Genomic DNA, 15,226 nt, shown 5'->3' with positions numbered 1-15,226 from the left:
TAGAGACTGAATAACTTTAATTATCGCAATATTTAGACCGCCCTTTCGGAGGTAATTTATGAGTGTGATCAATCCTTTGAAAATAACAGATACTACCCTAAGGGATGCACACCAGTCCTTGATTGCAACCCGCCTGAGGACTGAGGACATGATCCCTGTCGCCCGTGAAATTGATAAAGCAGGTTTTTTTTCCGTAGAGGCCTGGGGTGGCGCCACTTTTGACAGCTGCATACGGTATCTGAATGATGATCCGTGGCAGAGACTTCGTGATTTAAAGTCGGTTCTTAAGAATACTCCTGTACAGATGCTTCTGAGAGGTCAGAATCTGGTCGGTTACAAACACTACCCTGATGATGTTGTCGAAAAGTTCATTGAAGCTGCCGGGAGAAACGGTGTGGATATTTTCCGTGTTTTCGACGCCTTAAATGACATAAGGAACATGCAGAAATCAATGGAGTCTGTAAAGGACATAGGTGCCCATCTCCAGGGGACAATAAGCTATACTACAAGCCCCGTGCACTCCACAAAGAAGTTTATTGAGCTTGCCGAGGATCTGTATTCAAATGGCAGCGATTCGATTTGTATAAAGGATATGGCGGGTCTTATAATGCCAAAGGCAGCCGGAGAACTGATTGCCGGAATAAAAGAAAGAATTGACATCCCGGTAGGTCTTCATTCCCACTCCACAAGCGGGATAGCTTCCATGAGTTATCAGGCGGCGATTGAGGCTGGCGTGGATATTCTTGATACGGCAATGTCTCCTTTCGCTCTCGGAACTTCCCAGCCTCCTACGGAAAGTGTGGTTGCAAGCCTTAAGGGGACTGAAAGGGATACGGGCATAGACCTTGTTGAATTAAGGGAAATCAAAAACAAGTGTCTTTCAATGAGGGATAAATATGCAGGTCTGATAGATCCGATATCAGAGCGTGTTGACAGTGACGTTTTAGTCTATCAGCTCCCTGGAGGAATGATTTCAAACCTTGTCTCGCAGTTGAAGGAGCAGAATGCACTGGACAAACTGGAAGCTGTTCACCAGGAGATACCACTTGTCAGAAAAGACCTCGGTTATCCTCCCCTTGTAACGCCTACAAGCCAGATTGTTGGTACACAGGCGGTTTTAAATGTACTTATGAACGGGGAAAGATACTCAAACGTAACGCAGGAAGTCAAGGATTATGTGAGAGGTCTTTATGGCAGGCCGCCCGGCAGAATATCTGAGGAGATAGTAAAAAAGATTATCGGGGACCAGAAGCCGTATACCGGACGCCCGGGCGACCTTCTGGAGCCTTTATACTGTAAGATGGCAGAAGAGGCGCAGGAAAAAGGGATTGTAAAGAAAGATGAGGATGTCCTGACATACATCCTTTATCCTGCTATAGCACCGTCCTTTTTGAAAGGGGAAAGAAAGGCAGAACCGATTCCCCAGCCGGCCTCAAAGTACGCTGCACCTGCCTCAGAGGTTCCGAGCTGCATGGAGGTTGAGGTTGACGGAGAGGTCTTCGGTGTTCGTATTCTCTCTGTGGAAGGCAGTGCTGTCAAGTCCGTGGACTCGATTGGAGCAAAGAGAATTCCGCGTGATATCAAAGGCGGGGTCAAAAGCAATATGCAGGGAATGGTGCTGAAAGTGGAGACAAATGTCGGCGCACAGGTAAAATCCGGAGACACTCTTGTTGTGCTTGAGGCGATGAAGATGGAAAATCCGATAAAGTCCGTAAAGGACGGCAAAGTGACCCAGATTTTTGTGGACGCCGGAGATACTGTGCAAAACGGCGACGTTTTGCTGGTGATTGAATGAAGTACTTCGATAAAATACTTGTTGCAAACCGCGGCGAGATAGCAATACGGATAATGCGTGCATGCAGGGAGCTTGGAATCGAAACCGTTGCCATATACTCGGAACCTGACAAGAATTCCCTTCATGTGAAGTATGCTGACGAAGCATATTCTGTCGGAGAAGCTCATCCTTCAAAGAGTTACCTTAACAAGGAAAAAATCGTTAAAACGGCTCTCCAGGCAGGAGCAGACGCTATACATCCTGGTTATGGTTTCCTTGCTGAAAATGCGGATTTTGCAAAATTATGCGAGGAAGAAAGTATAACATTTATCGGACCTTCATGGAAGTCAATTGCCGCAATGGGCTCCAAACTCGGTTCAAAGCATATGATGGAGAAGGCCGGTGTCCCGGTGCTTCCCTATACGCATGACGGGGTAACTTCCATTGACGAGGCAAAAAAAGTCGCGGAAAATATAGGATATCCTGTAATCGTCAAGGCCAGTGCCGGAGGAGGGGGTATAGGAATGCAGATTGTTGAGACCGAAGAGGCCCTTGAGGAAGCAATTGAAAAAGGTATGAGAATTGCACAGTCTGCATTTGGTGATTCAACGGTTTTCATCGAGAAATATCTTGTAAAACCGAGACATATCGAGTTTCAGGTGCTCTGTGACAAGAGCGGAAACAGGTTGCATCTTTATGACAGGGAGTGTTCAATCCAGAGAAGACACCAGAAACTTGTCGAAGAGGCCCCGTGCCCGATTATGACCGACGAACTGAGAGAGAGGATGTCGGAATCGGCCCTTAAGGTAGCTGAAGTCTCTAACTACTACAACGCCGGCACTGTCGAATTTCTCTATTCAAATGGAAATTACTACTTTATGGAGATGAACACCAGGCTTCAGGTAGAGCACACAGTGACCGAGATGATAACGGGAATTGATATCGTCCGTCAGCAAATAAAAGTGGCGGCAGGTGAAGACCTGACACTTTCGCAGGATGATATTTCTGTCCATGGTCATGCTATGGAGTGCAGGATAAATGCCGAGGACCCGCTTAACAATTTCACCGCTGACCCTGGTAAAATTTTAAGGTACAGGTCTCCCGGAGGGCCGGGGATAAGGGTTGATTCAGGTATTCACATGGGATATTCGATTCCTCCAATGTATGACTCGATGATCTCAAAACTGTGTTCATGGGGTGCTGACAGGCAGGAGTGCATCGAGAGGATGAGGCGCGCTATTTATGAATATGTCATAATCGGCGTAAGGACAACCCTGCCCCTGCATCACGCTATTATGAACAACAAGGAATTTATAGCCGGGAATACCCATACGCATTTCCTGAAGGAAGAGCACATAAAAAAGAACCTGGCGCGTTTCCTCAGGGACGATGAGGCAAGAATGCAGACTCTTGCAGCGTCTTTGAGACACGGGAAGCAGGCGGCTGCGATAACCGCTGCTGTAAATGTATACCTGCACTCCGGAAGCCCGGATTCGTAAGTCATCTTGCAGAGAGATCTTATATAAAATATACGGAGTGCCGGCCTGCCAGGAATTCCGGTCATCTTTTTTTAGTTGACAAATCTCAAATATTGTTATGTCAATTAATATTAATGAAGAAAATTCTCATCCATGCAAGGCATGAGGATTATAACAATCTGAAACTTCTTCTGGAAAAATGTTATCATATAGATATCAACGAGAAAGATTTTGTCCAGATAACGCTTTTTGTTCCGGATGCATCGGTAAACAGTACAATCGATGCACTCAGAGAGACTCTTGATATGAGGTACAGGGATACTCTTATTGAGGTGTCATCTCCTGATTTCGTTATATCATCTTCTCTTAACAGGGCTGAAAAAAGCGTTAAAACTTCTGAGAAAACGCCTGTCGAACAGCTCCTTGACAGTGCAAGGGATTATGTGAGAATAGACTACTGGAGCATTTCTCTTACGGCAATTGCAGGTCTTATTGCCCTTATAGGGCTGTTTTTAAATAATGTTGCAATTATCATCGGGGCTATGCTTTTATCACCAATCCTCGGCCCGATACATTCCTTTACCATTTATGCCGCTTTAGGGAGAGCGAATGACGCCTTAAGAAGCATAAGAGTCCTTGCGATTCTTCTTGGATCGGTTTTCATGGTGTCTGCAATAGCAACATATCTTCTGAATTATCTGATATTGTTTATTCCTTCAACGTCAGTGTCTCTTGCAATAACATCCGAAATCATCTCAAGGACTTCTTCAAGCCCCATATATATCGTTATGGCGATACTTCTGGGAATGGCTTCGATAATAGCTCTTACGAGAGGTTCTGCCGAGTTTATAGCAGGTGTTGCCGTGGCAGCAGCACTTCTTCCTCCTACAGTCGTTGCAGGAATTTCTGTTGTGATGCTTCCTGCCGATTTTGTTGGTTCTGCCCTTCTTGTTATGGACAATGTCATAGGACTTATGGCAGGAGCGCTCATTTCAACCCTGCTTTTAGGTATAGCTCCCAGAAATTCCGGGGAGACAAAAGTTGCAAAAAAATTTATTCAGAGAACCTCGGTTATGATTTTCGTAATGATTGTTTTTTTAAGCGTTATGTCATATATTTTCTAAAAAATTAAATTTTCCATTCGGAAAATATTTTCGAAAGGACTTCAATGCCTTTTTCAATATCTTTTTCATCTGAGTTTGAAAAATTGATTCTTGCTGTGTTATCTCCTCCCCCGTCGCAGTAAAAAGGGGTTCCGGGAAGAATTGCGACATTTTTCTCCATTGCTTTATCAAAAAGAGTCATCGATGAGTACCCTTTCGGAAGAGTCAGCCATATGAACATCCCGCCTTCAGGATTTGTGTGCGACACACTTTCGGGAAACTTCTCATTCATCAGGTCAATCATATAAGTGCACCTTTTTTTGTATTCTTCCCTTATTCTTTTGATATTATCATCGATGTTGTTTGACAGGAGGTACTCTGCAATTATTCTCTGGCAGAGGTAGTTGGAATGCAGGTCAGACGCCTGTTTTGCGGTTGAAATTTTATCTAAAATTTCTTCAGGTGCGTATATCCAGCCCATTCTCATTCCCGGAGATACGATCTTTGAAAACGATCCTGTCATTATGTCGAGTTCCGGAAGATATTTTTTCACCGGGGGCAGTGTTTTGCCGGAAAAATTCAGTTCCCCGTAGGCGTCGTCCTCTACAAAGACTGTGTCGGTGCCTGAAAGGATATCACTAATTTCTTTTCTCTTCTCTTTGGAATAGGTTATTCCCGACGGGTTTTGTGAGTTGGGTATTCCATAGAATAATTTAGGATTTTCATAGCTGACTATTCTTTCAAGCTCTTCTGTATCAGGGCCCTCGCCTGAAAGATTTACAGGGAAAAATTCTGGTTCAAATATTGAAAACGCCTGTATAGCGCCAAGGTATCCTGGCCTTTCGATTACTACTCCGTCATTTTTGTCAATAAAAATTTTGCCTATGAGGTCAAGGCATTGCTGCGACCCGTTTGTAATAAGAATTTCGTCAGGGTCAGCTTTAATGCCGTACCTTTTGCTGTATCGTTCTGCTATGTATTTCCGTAGCGGCAGGTAGCCTTCTGTTGTTGAATACTGCAGAGCGTTCCTGCCGTCTTTTGAGATTACCTCCTCAGCGGCTTCAAGAATTTTTTCCGTATCTATAAGTGAAGGATTTGGCAGCCCCCCTGCAAAGGATATAACCTCTGGCTTTTGTGTCACCTTCAGGATTTCCCTTATAAATGATTTTGGTGTCTTCTGTATTCTTGCTGAAAAACCATATTTCATTGTAACTTTAATGTTTGATTTATAAATCTTAAATAATTCTTCTTTGAGTTATCCACGCGGTATTTATTTCTTCTGATTTTTCTGGAGATTCTTTTACTCGTGACACGGGGATTTGTACTGCCTGTAAAATTTTTGATATCCCGTATGTTTATTTCGGGACATATATTGTTTGATATAAATATTACTCAAAAAAGGTCAAAGCATTTAAAATAATGATTATATTTTTCCTTTCACTTTTTGCAATTCATATAGTTTTAAGAATACTGAAGTGAAATAAAAGTCATAAATTTAGGTGAGAATATTGGCAGCAGGTAATTTTGTACCAAGAAAGGTTTTTTTTACATCCGGATCAGGCTCTCATCAGGACAGACTGACATCCTTTGAAATGGCTCTTAGAAAAGCCTCTATCGAATGTTATAATCTGGTTGAAGTAAGTTCTATTCTTCCTCCTAAATGTCAGATAATATCAAAACATGACGGTTTAAAGGAACTTTTTCCGGGAAGCATAGTATTTACGGTAATGTCAAGAATATCTTCGAACGAGATAGGAAAGAGAGTTACGGCTTCCGTCGGAATGGCAATTCCCAAGAACCCTGAGGTGGAATGGGGTTATTTTGCTGAATATCACACTTTTTTCGAGACGAAAGAGCAGGCCGGGAAATACTCCGAGGATATCGCCTATAATATGTATACGAGCATATCGGACAAGACCCCCCAGAAAACGATGAACGTTACCGAATCTGCTGTCGTCCCGGATAACGGGGAATGGACCACTGCAATAGCGGCCGCAGTGTTTATACTATAAATCTGTAATTTTTTTACTTTTTTCTTTTGGTTATATTCTTTAACTTTATTTATCCAAATCATTTATATTTCATAGTTTGAAAAAATGAAGAGCTGTTGTACTATAAATTAATTTGAAAAAGGAGAATTTTAAATGGATAACGATATCGAGTTTTTGAACGGTAAGGCAAAGGAATATTCTCATGATCTTGATAATGTTAAAAACGAGGTCCAGAAAGTTATTGTCGGTCAGGACGACGTTGTAAAGCGTCTTCTTGTTGCAATCTGCGCAGAAGGAAATGTTCTTCTTGAAGGTGTGCCCGGTATTGCCAAAACTCTTTTGATAAAAACTCTGTCGGAATGCGTGGGGTGTACATTTTCAAGAATTCAGTTTACACCTGACCTTCTTCCGGCGGACATTACAGGAACGAAAATCTACAACCACAATGACTCTGTATTTACGACGTTAAAAGGGCCGATTTTCAACAGTTTCGTTCTTGCGGATGAAATTAACAGGGCTCCGCCCAAAGTTCAGTCCGCACTTCTTGAAGCTATGCAGGAGAAGCAGGTGACTATCCAGGGAGATACGTATCAGCTTGATAAACCTTTTTTCATTCTTGCAACGGAAAACCCGATAGAGTCCGAGGGCACATATCCTCTTCCCGAAGCCCAGACTGACAGGTTCATGTTTAAGGTAATGATGACTTACCCGTCAATAGAGGATGAAGTAAAAATTCTGGACCGGTTTACAGATCAGGCAGATATGAGCCCGTCCGTGGTCATATCTTCTGAAAAAATTCTTGAAATTCAGTCCTTTATAAAATCAGTATATGCGGAAAGTGAAGTGAAAAATTATGCCGCACGTATTGTGGATGCAACAAGAAATCCTGAAAAATACGGAATAGAAGCAGGAAGATACATCTCTTACGGAGCATCCCCGCGTGCTTCAATATATCTTATTCTGGGCGCCAAGGGTTATGCTCTTCTTTCGGGGAGGGGTTACGTTGTCCCTGACGATATAAAGCAGGTCGCCCATGATGTCTTAAGGCACAGAATTATCAGGACATACGAGGCTGAAGCCGATGAAGTTTCGACAGATACGATAATAGACAGTGTTCTTCACTCCGTTGAAATTCCCTGAACCGTGGTGGTGGACTTGCTACAGGATAAAAAAGACCTCATCAAAAAGATCGGCCGTGTTGACATCTCTACCCGTGCACTCGTGGAAGGTCTTCAGAGCGGCTACTACATATCGGTCTTTAAGGGACATGGCATTGAATTTACGGATATCCGTGAGTATGTTCCAGGTGATGATGTACGCGCTATAGACTGGAATGTTACCGCCCGCCAGAACCGTCCGTTTGTCAGGGAGTTTATAGAAGAGAGGGATCAGACATTTTATTTTGTTCTGGACTATTCGGGTTCGGGATTTTTCGGTTCCGATAATTCAAAATTTGAGAAAATGCTTGAGATTGCAGCCTCACTTATGTTTGCCGCCGTAAGGAGTAATGACAGGATAGGCCTGTGCATATTCACGGACAAAGTCGAAAGGTTTGTTCCGGCAAAAAAAGGAAGGACCCATGTGATTTCGCTTATAAATGAGATGATTGTTCATAAGCCGGCAGATACCGGCACAGATGTTTCAGCCGCATTTGAATATCTTTCCAGAAGAGTGAGCAAAAGGTCGTCATTTGTAGTAATCTCAGATTTCATGTCCCCTGATTTCGAGAAATCCCTTAAGATTCTGAAGAGCCGGCATCACGAGGTAATTGCCGTGAAAATTTCAGACATCAGGGAGACTGAGCTTTTAGACGTGGGACTAGTTGAGTTTGAAGACCCTGAGACCGGAGAGCAGATCTTAATCGATACTTCGGATGCACAGCTTAGGGAGAATTATACCAGACTGTGCAGACAGGCGGACGAATCCGTAGTCTCAAAGTTAAGAAAAGGAAGGGCCGGAGTAATAAGCATAGACAACACGGAATCTTTTGTAAAACCGCTGAATATTTTTTTTAACGGTAAAATAAAGGGAGGTGGTTTCTGATTATGGCAGGATTTTATCATCCTCTGTGGCTTCTGGGGCTTCTGACTCTTCCGGTCTTGTGGTATTACTACCAGTATTCATTAAAGAAAAGGAAACAGTCAGCAATGGCCTTTTCAAGGGTCGCAATACTTAAAACCGCACTAGGAGACTCAAAAAAGTCGAAAAGACCCATGAATTTATTTATACTGGCGCTCCTTGCTCTGGGTCTTCTGTTTGTAGGTCTGGCAGACCCGCATATTCCTCTTGAGCAGACGAAAGAGGGTGTCAATGTGGTCCTTGTCATTGATGACTCAGGGAGTATGCAGGCTACCGATTATCAGCCTACAAGACTTGAAGCCGCAAAAAGTGCCGCCAAGCAGTTGATCAACAGTCTGGACCCGAAAGACTACTGTGGTATAGTAGTGTTTGAGTCAGGCGCTACAACCGCTGCGTACCTTTCTCCCGACAAAGACGGCGTTATAGGAAAACTGGAAAACATCGAGGCTAAAAACGGTCAGACCGCTCTTGGTGACGGTCTTTCCCTTGGTATTGATATGGCGGATTCCATTCCAAACAGAAAGAAAGTCGTCGTGCTTCTTTCCGATGGTGTCTCAAACGCCGGAGTAATCTCACCTGAAGAGGCTGAACAGTTTGCAGAAGACAGTGGTATCCAGGTGTTCACTGTAGGTATGGGTTCAACCGAACCTGTCGTCCTTGGTTATGACTGGTTTGGAAATCCGCAGTATGCACAGCTTGACGAGGACACTTTAAAGGAGATTGCAGAGAACACGGGAGGCAAGTACTTCCGCTCCGTTAACGGTCAGACCCTCTCTGATATTTATTCAAACCTGAATTCCGAGATTAAGAGGGAAAAGGAAGAGACATCGATAGGCTGGGTATTCATCGTCCTGTCCATCATATCCATGTTCGCTGAGATCTACTTCAGGTACGGTGCAAGGAGGATTATACAGTGAAAGGCTCTTATCTGATGCTCTTTCTTATTTTTCTTCTTTTCATTGCCGTTCCGGTCTCGGCTGCGGGAATAAGCCTTGAGACAGAGCATACTGATTATTACTTCGAAACAGGTGACGAGGCTTATGTCCCTGTATTTACCGATAACAGTTTAGGCCACAATGTCTCTGGAATTTTGTCCTATACGACATCTGAGACCACCCGGTCACAGGGATTTTCATACTCTTCGTCCAGCTCTGATTCACAGAACATTGTGATACCAAAAGGAAACAGCAGCTTCACTATAAGTGCCGGGACTTCTGACAGCCAGAAAACAATAGAGGTGACACTGTCGTTTAAGTATACAGAGTCTGACAGTTACGTTGCTTCATTAAACCCGATATACATACATTTTGTTTCTGACAACGGACAAAACGGCAGCAGTGGTTCAGGAAATTCGCAGACAAGCACAGAATCAAAGGCGTCTTCTTCCTCTTCTAATTCCGGCACATCCTCCCAGATGCAGCAGATAATTCAGAGTATGATGTCGCAGGGAAGTTCTGATTCCGGCTATTCTTCGTCATTATATCCAAGTCAGGGACAGTCTTCGAAGCAGGCACTACAGAACAACCAGATGTCACAGGATACATCGGCGCTGAAAAAACAGATGGAGGAGAAGAGTGCCGAGAAAAACCGGCAGAAGAGTTCTCTTGCAGCTATAATCGAGAATAACACTCTTTATATGTCCGTGAACCAGAGCCTGACCGGTCAGGGATTTACACCGGGTGAACTTTCGGTATCTCCGTCCTCCGAAGATACCGGTTCTTTCGGAAAACTCTACAGTACTGGTTCAGATTCCGGGAATGTGTCGGTAGACGGCTATGTTGATTCGGGAAATGTCTCGTATATACTTCAGACAACAAACATGTCCACTACCCTTCCTGACAGCCTTACGGAAAATGAGACCTACAAAAAATTTGCGGGCCTTCTGGAGAAAGGTAATTACAGTTCTTTTGGAACGCAGATAAATGCGACCTACAACGGGTCGTATCTTCAGGTATGGTATTCCGATGAGAAAGGCAAAGGAGCTTATCTCAATGCGACATTTTTCCCTAATTCAAGTCTTGAATCGTTTGGATATACGATAAGTAAAGATGAAAATTCAGTCCCCGGACTGCTGCTGCTTCTGGTTATAGTTGTTTCAGGGATTATAATCATATATGCAGTATACAGGAAATACCTGAAGAAATATCTCATAAAAAAACCTGATGCCATAAAAGAGCCTTTCGTTCCGCCTAGAATTATAGACCCGTACAAAGAGGCCATGTCCCTTCTTGAAAAGGCAGTATCACTGTTCGAAAAAGAAGAGTATATACAGGCTTATTCGAGGACCGGTCAGGCTTTGAGGCTCTATCTTACGTATAAATACGGGGATAAAACCGAAAAGACCAACGAGGAGATAATAAAGGTTCTTCCTTCCGGGCACGTTAACAAAAACGAAATCCGTGAGATACTTTTAAAATGTTCGGATGTGGAATTTGCAAAGGGAAAACCGGATGAAACGGCATTTTATGAGATAATAGATGAGATAAAAAGGATTATCTCAGAATAAATTATTTTATTTTTTGGTTTATTTAAGTTGTAAACCTTCTTGGGTCTGTGTCGATATCAACTATGAAAGGTTTTTTGGATTTTATGGCCTTGATTAGTGCAGGCCCGAGGTCTTTTGGTTTTTCAACTCTTATCCCGTCGCCTCCGCATGATTTTGCATATGCAGAAAAATCCGGATTAAGAAGTTCTGTGGAGTAATTTGGGTATTTTTCCATCATCTGTTCAACCTGTATCATGCCAAACTGTCTGTTTGAAAGAATCACCACAATTACAGGAAGATTGTATTTTACGGCAGTCACAAAGTCGGCCATTGCCATTGCAAATCCCCCGTCACCTGTTATGCAGAATACGTCCTTTTCAGGATATGCAATCTTTCCGGCAATCGCGGCGGGAAACCCGAATCCCATGGTTCCGAGATAACCCGACATCGCGAAGAGCTGATTCTTCATCCTGAAGTTTCTGCCGAACCACCACTGGTTTTCACCGACATCAAGAGCTATTAGGGCATCTTCCGGTATTGTTTCCGAAAGTATCTTCATAATATAAGGGGGCCTTATGGGTGTCATTGTATCATCAGCCTCCATTTCAAGTTTTTCATACCATTTTTTCTTTAAATTACAAATTTTTTCAAGTTTTTCAGAGTATTTTCTACTTTTGACTTTCTCTGTCAGCAAGGGTAATACAAGGTCGCAGTTGCCCCACAGGGATATTCCCTGAGTACTTTTCTCAAGTTTCATCGGGTCAAGGTCTATCTGGACTATTTTTTTGTCAACAGGAATGTTCGTGAACTGGGAAAATCCGGCTCCTGCTGCAATAAGAAGGTCGGAACCGTTTACAAATTCCCTTGCATGCGGTGTTCCTACAGAGCCTAAGATTCCCAGGTTTAGCTTTTCGTATTCCGGGATTATTCCCTTTGCCCTGAATGTCGTAACAATAGGAGAACCGTTTTTTTTTGCAAGTTCAATTACCTTGTCACCTGAATTTCTGCATCCGAAACCTGCTATAATAACAGGGTTTTTTGAATTGTTTATAAGAGACGCCGCTTTTTCCAGTTCTTCAGTACCAGGTATTATTCTGAAGTCTTTTATGCAGTTTTCACGGCAGCATAGTTCTTCCCCGATGTATTCTTTCTGTATATTGTTAGGTATCGAGACCTGTGCGACTCCTTTTTTTATTATGGCGGATTTCAGGGCTTTTGTAAGAATAAGAAGCGCCGTGTGGCTGTCATAAATCGTGTTGTTATAGACCGTTATCGGTCTGAAAAATGCGTCCAGGTCTATCTCCTGTATGCCTCCCGGGCCTGTATACTGAAACTTCACCTGACCGTTGATTGATATAACTGATGCATGGTCTTCTTTTGCGTCATAAAGTCCTGTTGCAAGGTTTGTTGCTCCCGGTCCCGCGATTGTAAGGCATGCTGCGATTTTGCCTGTATATTTGTTGTATGCCGAAGCCGCCATAGCTGCGTTCTCCTCATGTCTTACGACAATATATTGCATCTTACTGTTTTTTCTGATTGCCTCGACAAGACCCAGAGAGGATGTTCCGGGAAGCCCGAAGACAACGTTTACTCCCCAGTCCAGGAGTTCTGATATGATAAGATCGGATACTGTTTTACCGCCGCTTTTTTCTTTTTCCATTTCAGGGTCCGCGACACTGAATGAATTTTTGTCAGCTCCGCATATGGGGCATTTCCAGTCTTTTGGAAGGTCTCTGAATGGTGTACCTGGTTTTGTTCCTGTTGCAGGCTCTCCATTTTCTTCATCGTAGATATACCCGCAGACTCTGCATCTCCATTTTTGCATTTGTGATTACCTTCATAGAGTTTCGTATGGCTGATAGTTACCTTTCAGGGAAGTGAAAATAAATATTTATTGGAGATATTTCTTACGTTTTAATCATGTCACTCTGATAATAAAATTAGTATTCGAAAAAGTGACTGCTTAAAAAAATAAATATAATTAAATAAATTGTGCTTTTCCGGGAAGTATACAGCCAGTTTATATTTTACAGCAGGTTCATTTTAGAATCTTTTTCCGTTATCGGGCGGACCGGTCTGCACGGGACTCCGAATGCAAGATGATTTTTTGGGATGTCTTTTGTTACGACGCTTCCGGCTCCGATTACCGAGTTGTCTCCTATATGCACTCCCCCGCAGATGACTACATTGCACGCAATCCATACATTGTTTCCTATATGTATTTCACCTGCATATTCCGACATTGAGACGTGTCCGTCTTCGTATTTCATGGCAGTCCTTTCTTTGGAGAGCAGCGGGTGTGTTGTTGCCATCAGTGAAACGTTGGGTCCGAACATAACGTTGTCCCCAATGAAAACTTTTCCGTCGTCCATAATCACGGTGTTGAAATTAGCAAAGAAATTTTCACCGATGTACGTGTGGCAGCCGTAATTGAACTGTACAGGCCCCTGAAAATAGTATTTTTCACCTATCGAGCCGATAAATTCCTTAATAATCGGAAGGCGTTTTTCATCATACTCATCAAGGGAGTTGAATTTCCGGCACAGTTCATGGGCTTTGTGTTTTATGTCACGCAGCTCCTGTGAACGTGCATCAAAAAGTTTTCCTGCATAAATTCTTTCTTCTTCGCTCATTTTCATTTTTGCTTCTTTATCCTTTTTATGTTATAATATCAGCGTAGTTTCCCGATAAATATAGTTTAAAGTGGATGTCCGGAATCGCGGATTTAAGCATATACGGACTGACCCTGAAGGTGCGGTTTTTTGGGTTGTATACTGAGAAATTATAATATTTTTCCGGGGAATTCAGGAATCTGCAAAAAAAGATTTCAGGGAGAAATAGTTTTTTTGTTTTATTGTTTTATTATTTCAGTAAGTCCTTGCTACAAGAGCAGGTTTTGCGGGCTTTCCGCAGATTATGCATTTCCCGTCTTTCTCTTCAATGAACTCGGACCTTATTTCACTTCCGAGGACGCTTACATCCATCTCTTTTTCGATTGCATCAGCACAGTCCCTGCATCCGCACCAGTGGACAACGGCTACTCCTTTTGAAACAGCTTCCTTTGCTTCTTCAAGCGAAGAAACGGGCTTTATCTGGGTTTTGATTTTTTCAGAGGCGTTTTTTGTCATTTCCTGCCTGAATGTCTCAAGCTGCTCCCTGATACCTGTGACTGCATCACTGATATCAATCTGCACTTTCCGGCCGTAGCGGTTTACGGCAGTAATAACACCTTTTTCGAGATCTCTCGGGCCTATTTCGACTCTTAACGGAACACCTCTCATCTCCCAGTGATAATATTTCGCCCCGGGGCGAAGCGCCCTGAAATCAGTTTTTACCCGCAGACCTGCGGTCTTTATATCTGATTCAAGTTTTTTCACGGCTTCTGTTATTTCACCGGTGTTTTTCTTTGTAAGAATCGGCACAATTACAACCTGAACCGGAGCAATTTCAGGCGGAAGAACAAGGCCTTTGTCGTCGCCGTGGATACTGATGAGAGCTGCAATGCATCTTTCCGATATGCCATAGCATGTCTGGTATGCAAGTCTCTGCTCGCCGTTTTCGTCCTCATATTTCAGGTCAAAAGTCTTTGAGAAGTTGTTTCCCAGGTGGTGAACAGTTCCTACCTGAAGTGTTTTTCCGTCAGGCATTATGGCATCGGCTGCCATGGTATAGTCTGCGCCGGGAAATTTGTCCCATTCGGGGCGTTTTGAGAATATTACCGGGACACAGATTCTGCTGTAAAACTCCCTGTAAAGCCTAATAGCCTCTTCAACCTGCTCTTTTGCCTCATCCCATGTGGCATGAACGGTGTGGGCTTCCTTAAAGGACGTAATTTCACGCAGTCTTATCAGGGGACGTGTGTGCTTTGTTTCATAGCGGAAGGTGTTGACAATCTGGTAGAGCTTTAAAGGCAGATCTGCATGGGAACGCACCCATAATGCGTACATAGGGTAAATGGCGGTCTCGCTTGTAGGCCTTAAGGCCAGTTTGACGTCAAGCTCTGTTGACCCCCCGTGTGTAACCCAGTAGACCTCCTCTTCAAACCCTTTTATATGTTCAGCCTCTTTCATGAATTCGTTTTCAGGAATCAGGAGTGGGAACAGGGTCTCCTCGTGGTCCCTGTCCATTAGTTCACGAAGTATTGTATAAGTTGAGCGCCTCAGGGAAAAGCCGAAGGGAAACCAGACGTAAAGTCCTTTTACCGGGTAGCGTACGTCCATAATCTCCGCACGCCAGAGTATCTCATTGTACCATTCACTGAAGTTGCTTTTTGACGGGAGTGCTCCGCTGTCTTCTGCCATTGATTTTTAGACTCC

The 15,226-nt window shown here is 43.3% G+C and carries 12 protein-coding genes; 8 read left to right on the top strand and 4 right to left on the bottom strand.

Going from position 1 to position 15,226, the window contains the following annotated elements:
- The first annotated feature begins 58 nt into the window (after nucleotides 1-58).
- From J2128_RS03575 to J2128_RS03565, 3 genes are all read left to right on the top strand, one after another.
- On the top strand, nucleotides 59-1,795 hold the full coding sequence (locus tag J2128_RS03575) for a pyruvate/oxaloacetate carboxyltransferase (protein ID WP_209689700.1): 1,737 nt from the start codon (nucleotides 59-61) through the stop codon (nucleotides 1,793-1,795).
- Nucleotides 1,792-3,273: an acetyl-CoA carboxylase biotin carboxylase subunit gene (locus tag J2128_RS03570; protein WP_209689698.1), complete on the top strand. Its 1,482-nt coding sequence runs from the start codon at nucleotides 1,792-1,794 to the stop codon at nucleotides 3,271-3,273. Before J2128_RS03575 ends, J2128_RS03570 begins: the two co-directional genes overlap by 4 nt.
- A 113-nt stretch (nucleotides 3,274-3,386) precedes the next feature.
- Entirely contained in the window at nucleotides 3,387-4,376 is a 990-nt protein-coding gene (locus J2128_RS03565; RefSeq protein WP_209689696.1) for a TIGR00341 family protein, read from the top strand.
- A 4-nt stretch (nucleotides 4,377-4,380) separates the two neighbouring features.
- Here J2128_RS03565 and J2128_RS03560 read toward each other — a convergent pair whose 3' ends face one another.
- On the bottom strand, nucleotides 4,381-5,562 hold the full coding sequence (locus tag J2128_RS03560; protein ID WP_209689694.1) for a PLP-dependent aminotransferase family protein: 1,182 nt from the start codon (nucleotides 5,560-5,562) through the stop codon (nucleotides 4,381-4,383).
- A gap of 301 nt (nucleotides 5,563-5,863) precedes the next feature.
- Here J2128_RS03560 and J2128_RS03555 point away from each other — a divergent pair, with 301 nt between their 5' ends.
- From J2128_RS03555 to J2128_RS03535, 5 genes are all read left to right on the top strand, one after another.
- Nucleotides 5,864-6,367, top strand: coding sequence for a pyruvoyl-dependent arginine decarboxylase (locus J2128_RS03555; RefSeq protein WP_209689692.1), 504 nt, complete (start codon nucleotides 5,864-5,866; stop codon nucleotides 6,365-6,367).
- A 132-nt stretch (nucleotides 6,368-6,499) separates the two neighbouring features.
- The gene (locus J2128_RS03550; protein ID WP_209689691.1) at nucleotides 6,500-7,486 is read left to right on the top strand and encodes a MoxR family ATPase; all 987 of its coding nucleotides are present in this window, start codon (nucleotides 6,500-6,502) and stop codon (nucleotides 7,484-7,486) included.
- A gap of 15 nt (nucleotides 7,487-7,501) precedes the next feature.
- Complete coding sequence (locus tag J2128_RS03545; RefSeq protein ID WP_209689688.1) at nucleotides 7,502-8,389, top strand: DUF58 domain-containing protein; 888 nt, start codon at nucleotides 7,502-7,504, stop codon at nucleotides 8,387-8,389.
- Nucleotides 8,390-8,391: 2 nt separating this feature from the next.
- Entirely contained in the window at nucleotides 8,392-9,342 is a 951-nt protein-coding gene (locus J2128_RS03540) for a VWA domain-containing protein (RefSeq protein ID WP_209689686.1), read from the top strand.
- Nucleotides 9,339-10,931 (top strand): hypothetical protein, encoded by a 1,593-nt coding sequence (locus J2128_RS03535; protein WP_209689684.1) that lies wholly within the window; start codon nucleotides 9,339-9,341, stop codon nucleotides 10,929-10,931. Before J2128_RS03540 ends, J2128_RS03535 begins: the two co-directional genes overlap by 4 nt.
- A 22-nt stretch (nucleotides 10,932-10,953) precedes the next feature.
- Here the strand turns inward: J2128_RS03535 and J2128_RS03530 are convergent, their stop codons facing one another.
- The 3 genes from J2128_RS03530 to proS form a co-directional block, all read right to left on the bottom strand.
- Nucleotides 10,954-12,735, bottom strand: a complete 1,782-nt coding sequence (locus J2128_RS03530) for a thiamine pyrophosphate-dependent enzyme (RefSeq protein ID WP_209689681.1) — start codon at nucleotides 12,733-12,735, stop codon at nucleotides 10,954-10,956.
- Between the two features lie 202 nt (nucleotides 12,736-12,937).
- On the bottom strand, nucleotides 12,938-13,543 hold the full coding sequence (locus tag J2128_RS03525; protein ID WP_209689679.1) for a sugar O-acetyltransferase: 606 nt from the start codon (nucleotides 13,541-13,543) through the stop codon (nucleotides 12,938-12,940).
- A gap of 234 nt (nucleotides 13,544-13,777) precedes the next feature.
- Nucleotides 13,778-15,211 (bottom strand): proline--tRNA ligase, encoded by a 1,434-nt coding sequence (proS, locus tag J2128_RS03520; protein WP_209689678.1) that lies wholly within the window; start codon nucleotides 15,209-15,211, stop codon nucleotides 13,778-13,780.
- Nucleotides 15,212-15,226: the final 15 nt, after the last annotated feature.

It is taken from the genome of Methanomicrobium sp. W14 (assembly GCF_017875315.1).
Classification (GTDB): domain Archaea; phylum Halobacteriota; class Methanomicrobia; order Methanomicrobiales; family Methanomicrobiaceae; genus Methanomicrobium.
This window is presented reverse-complemented; position numbering and strand designations above follow the sequence as displayed.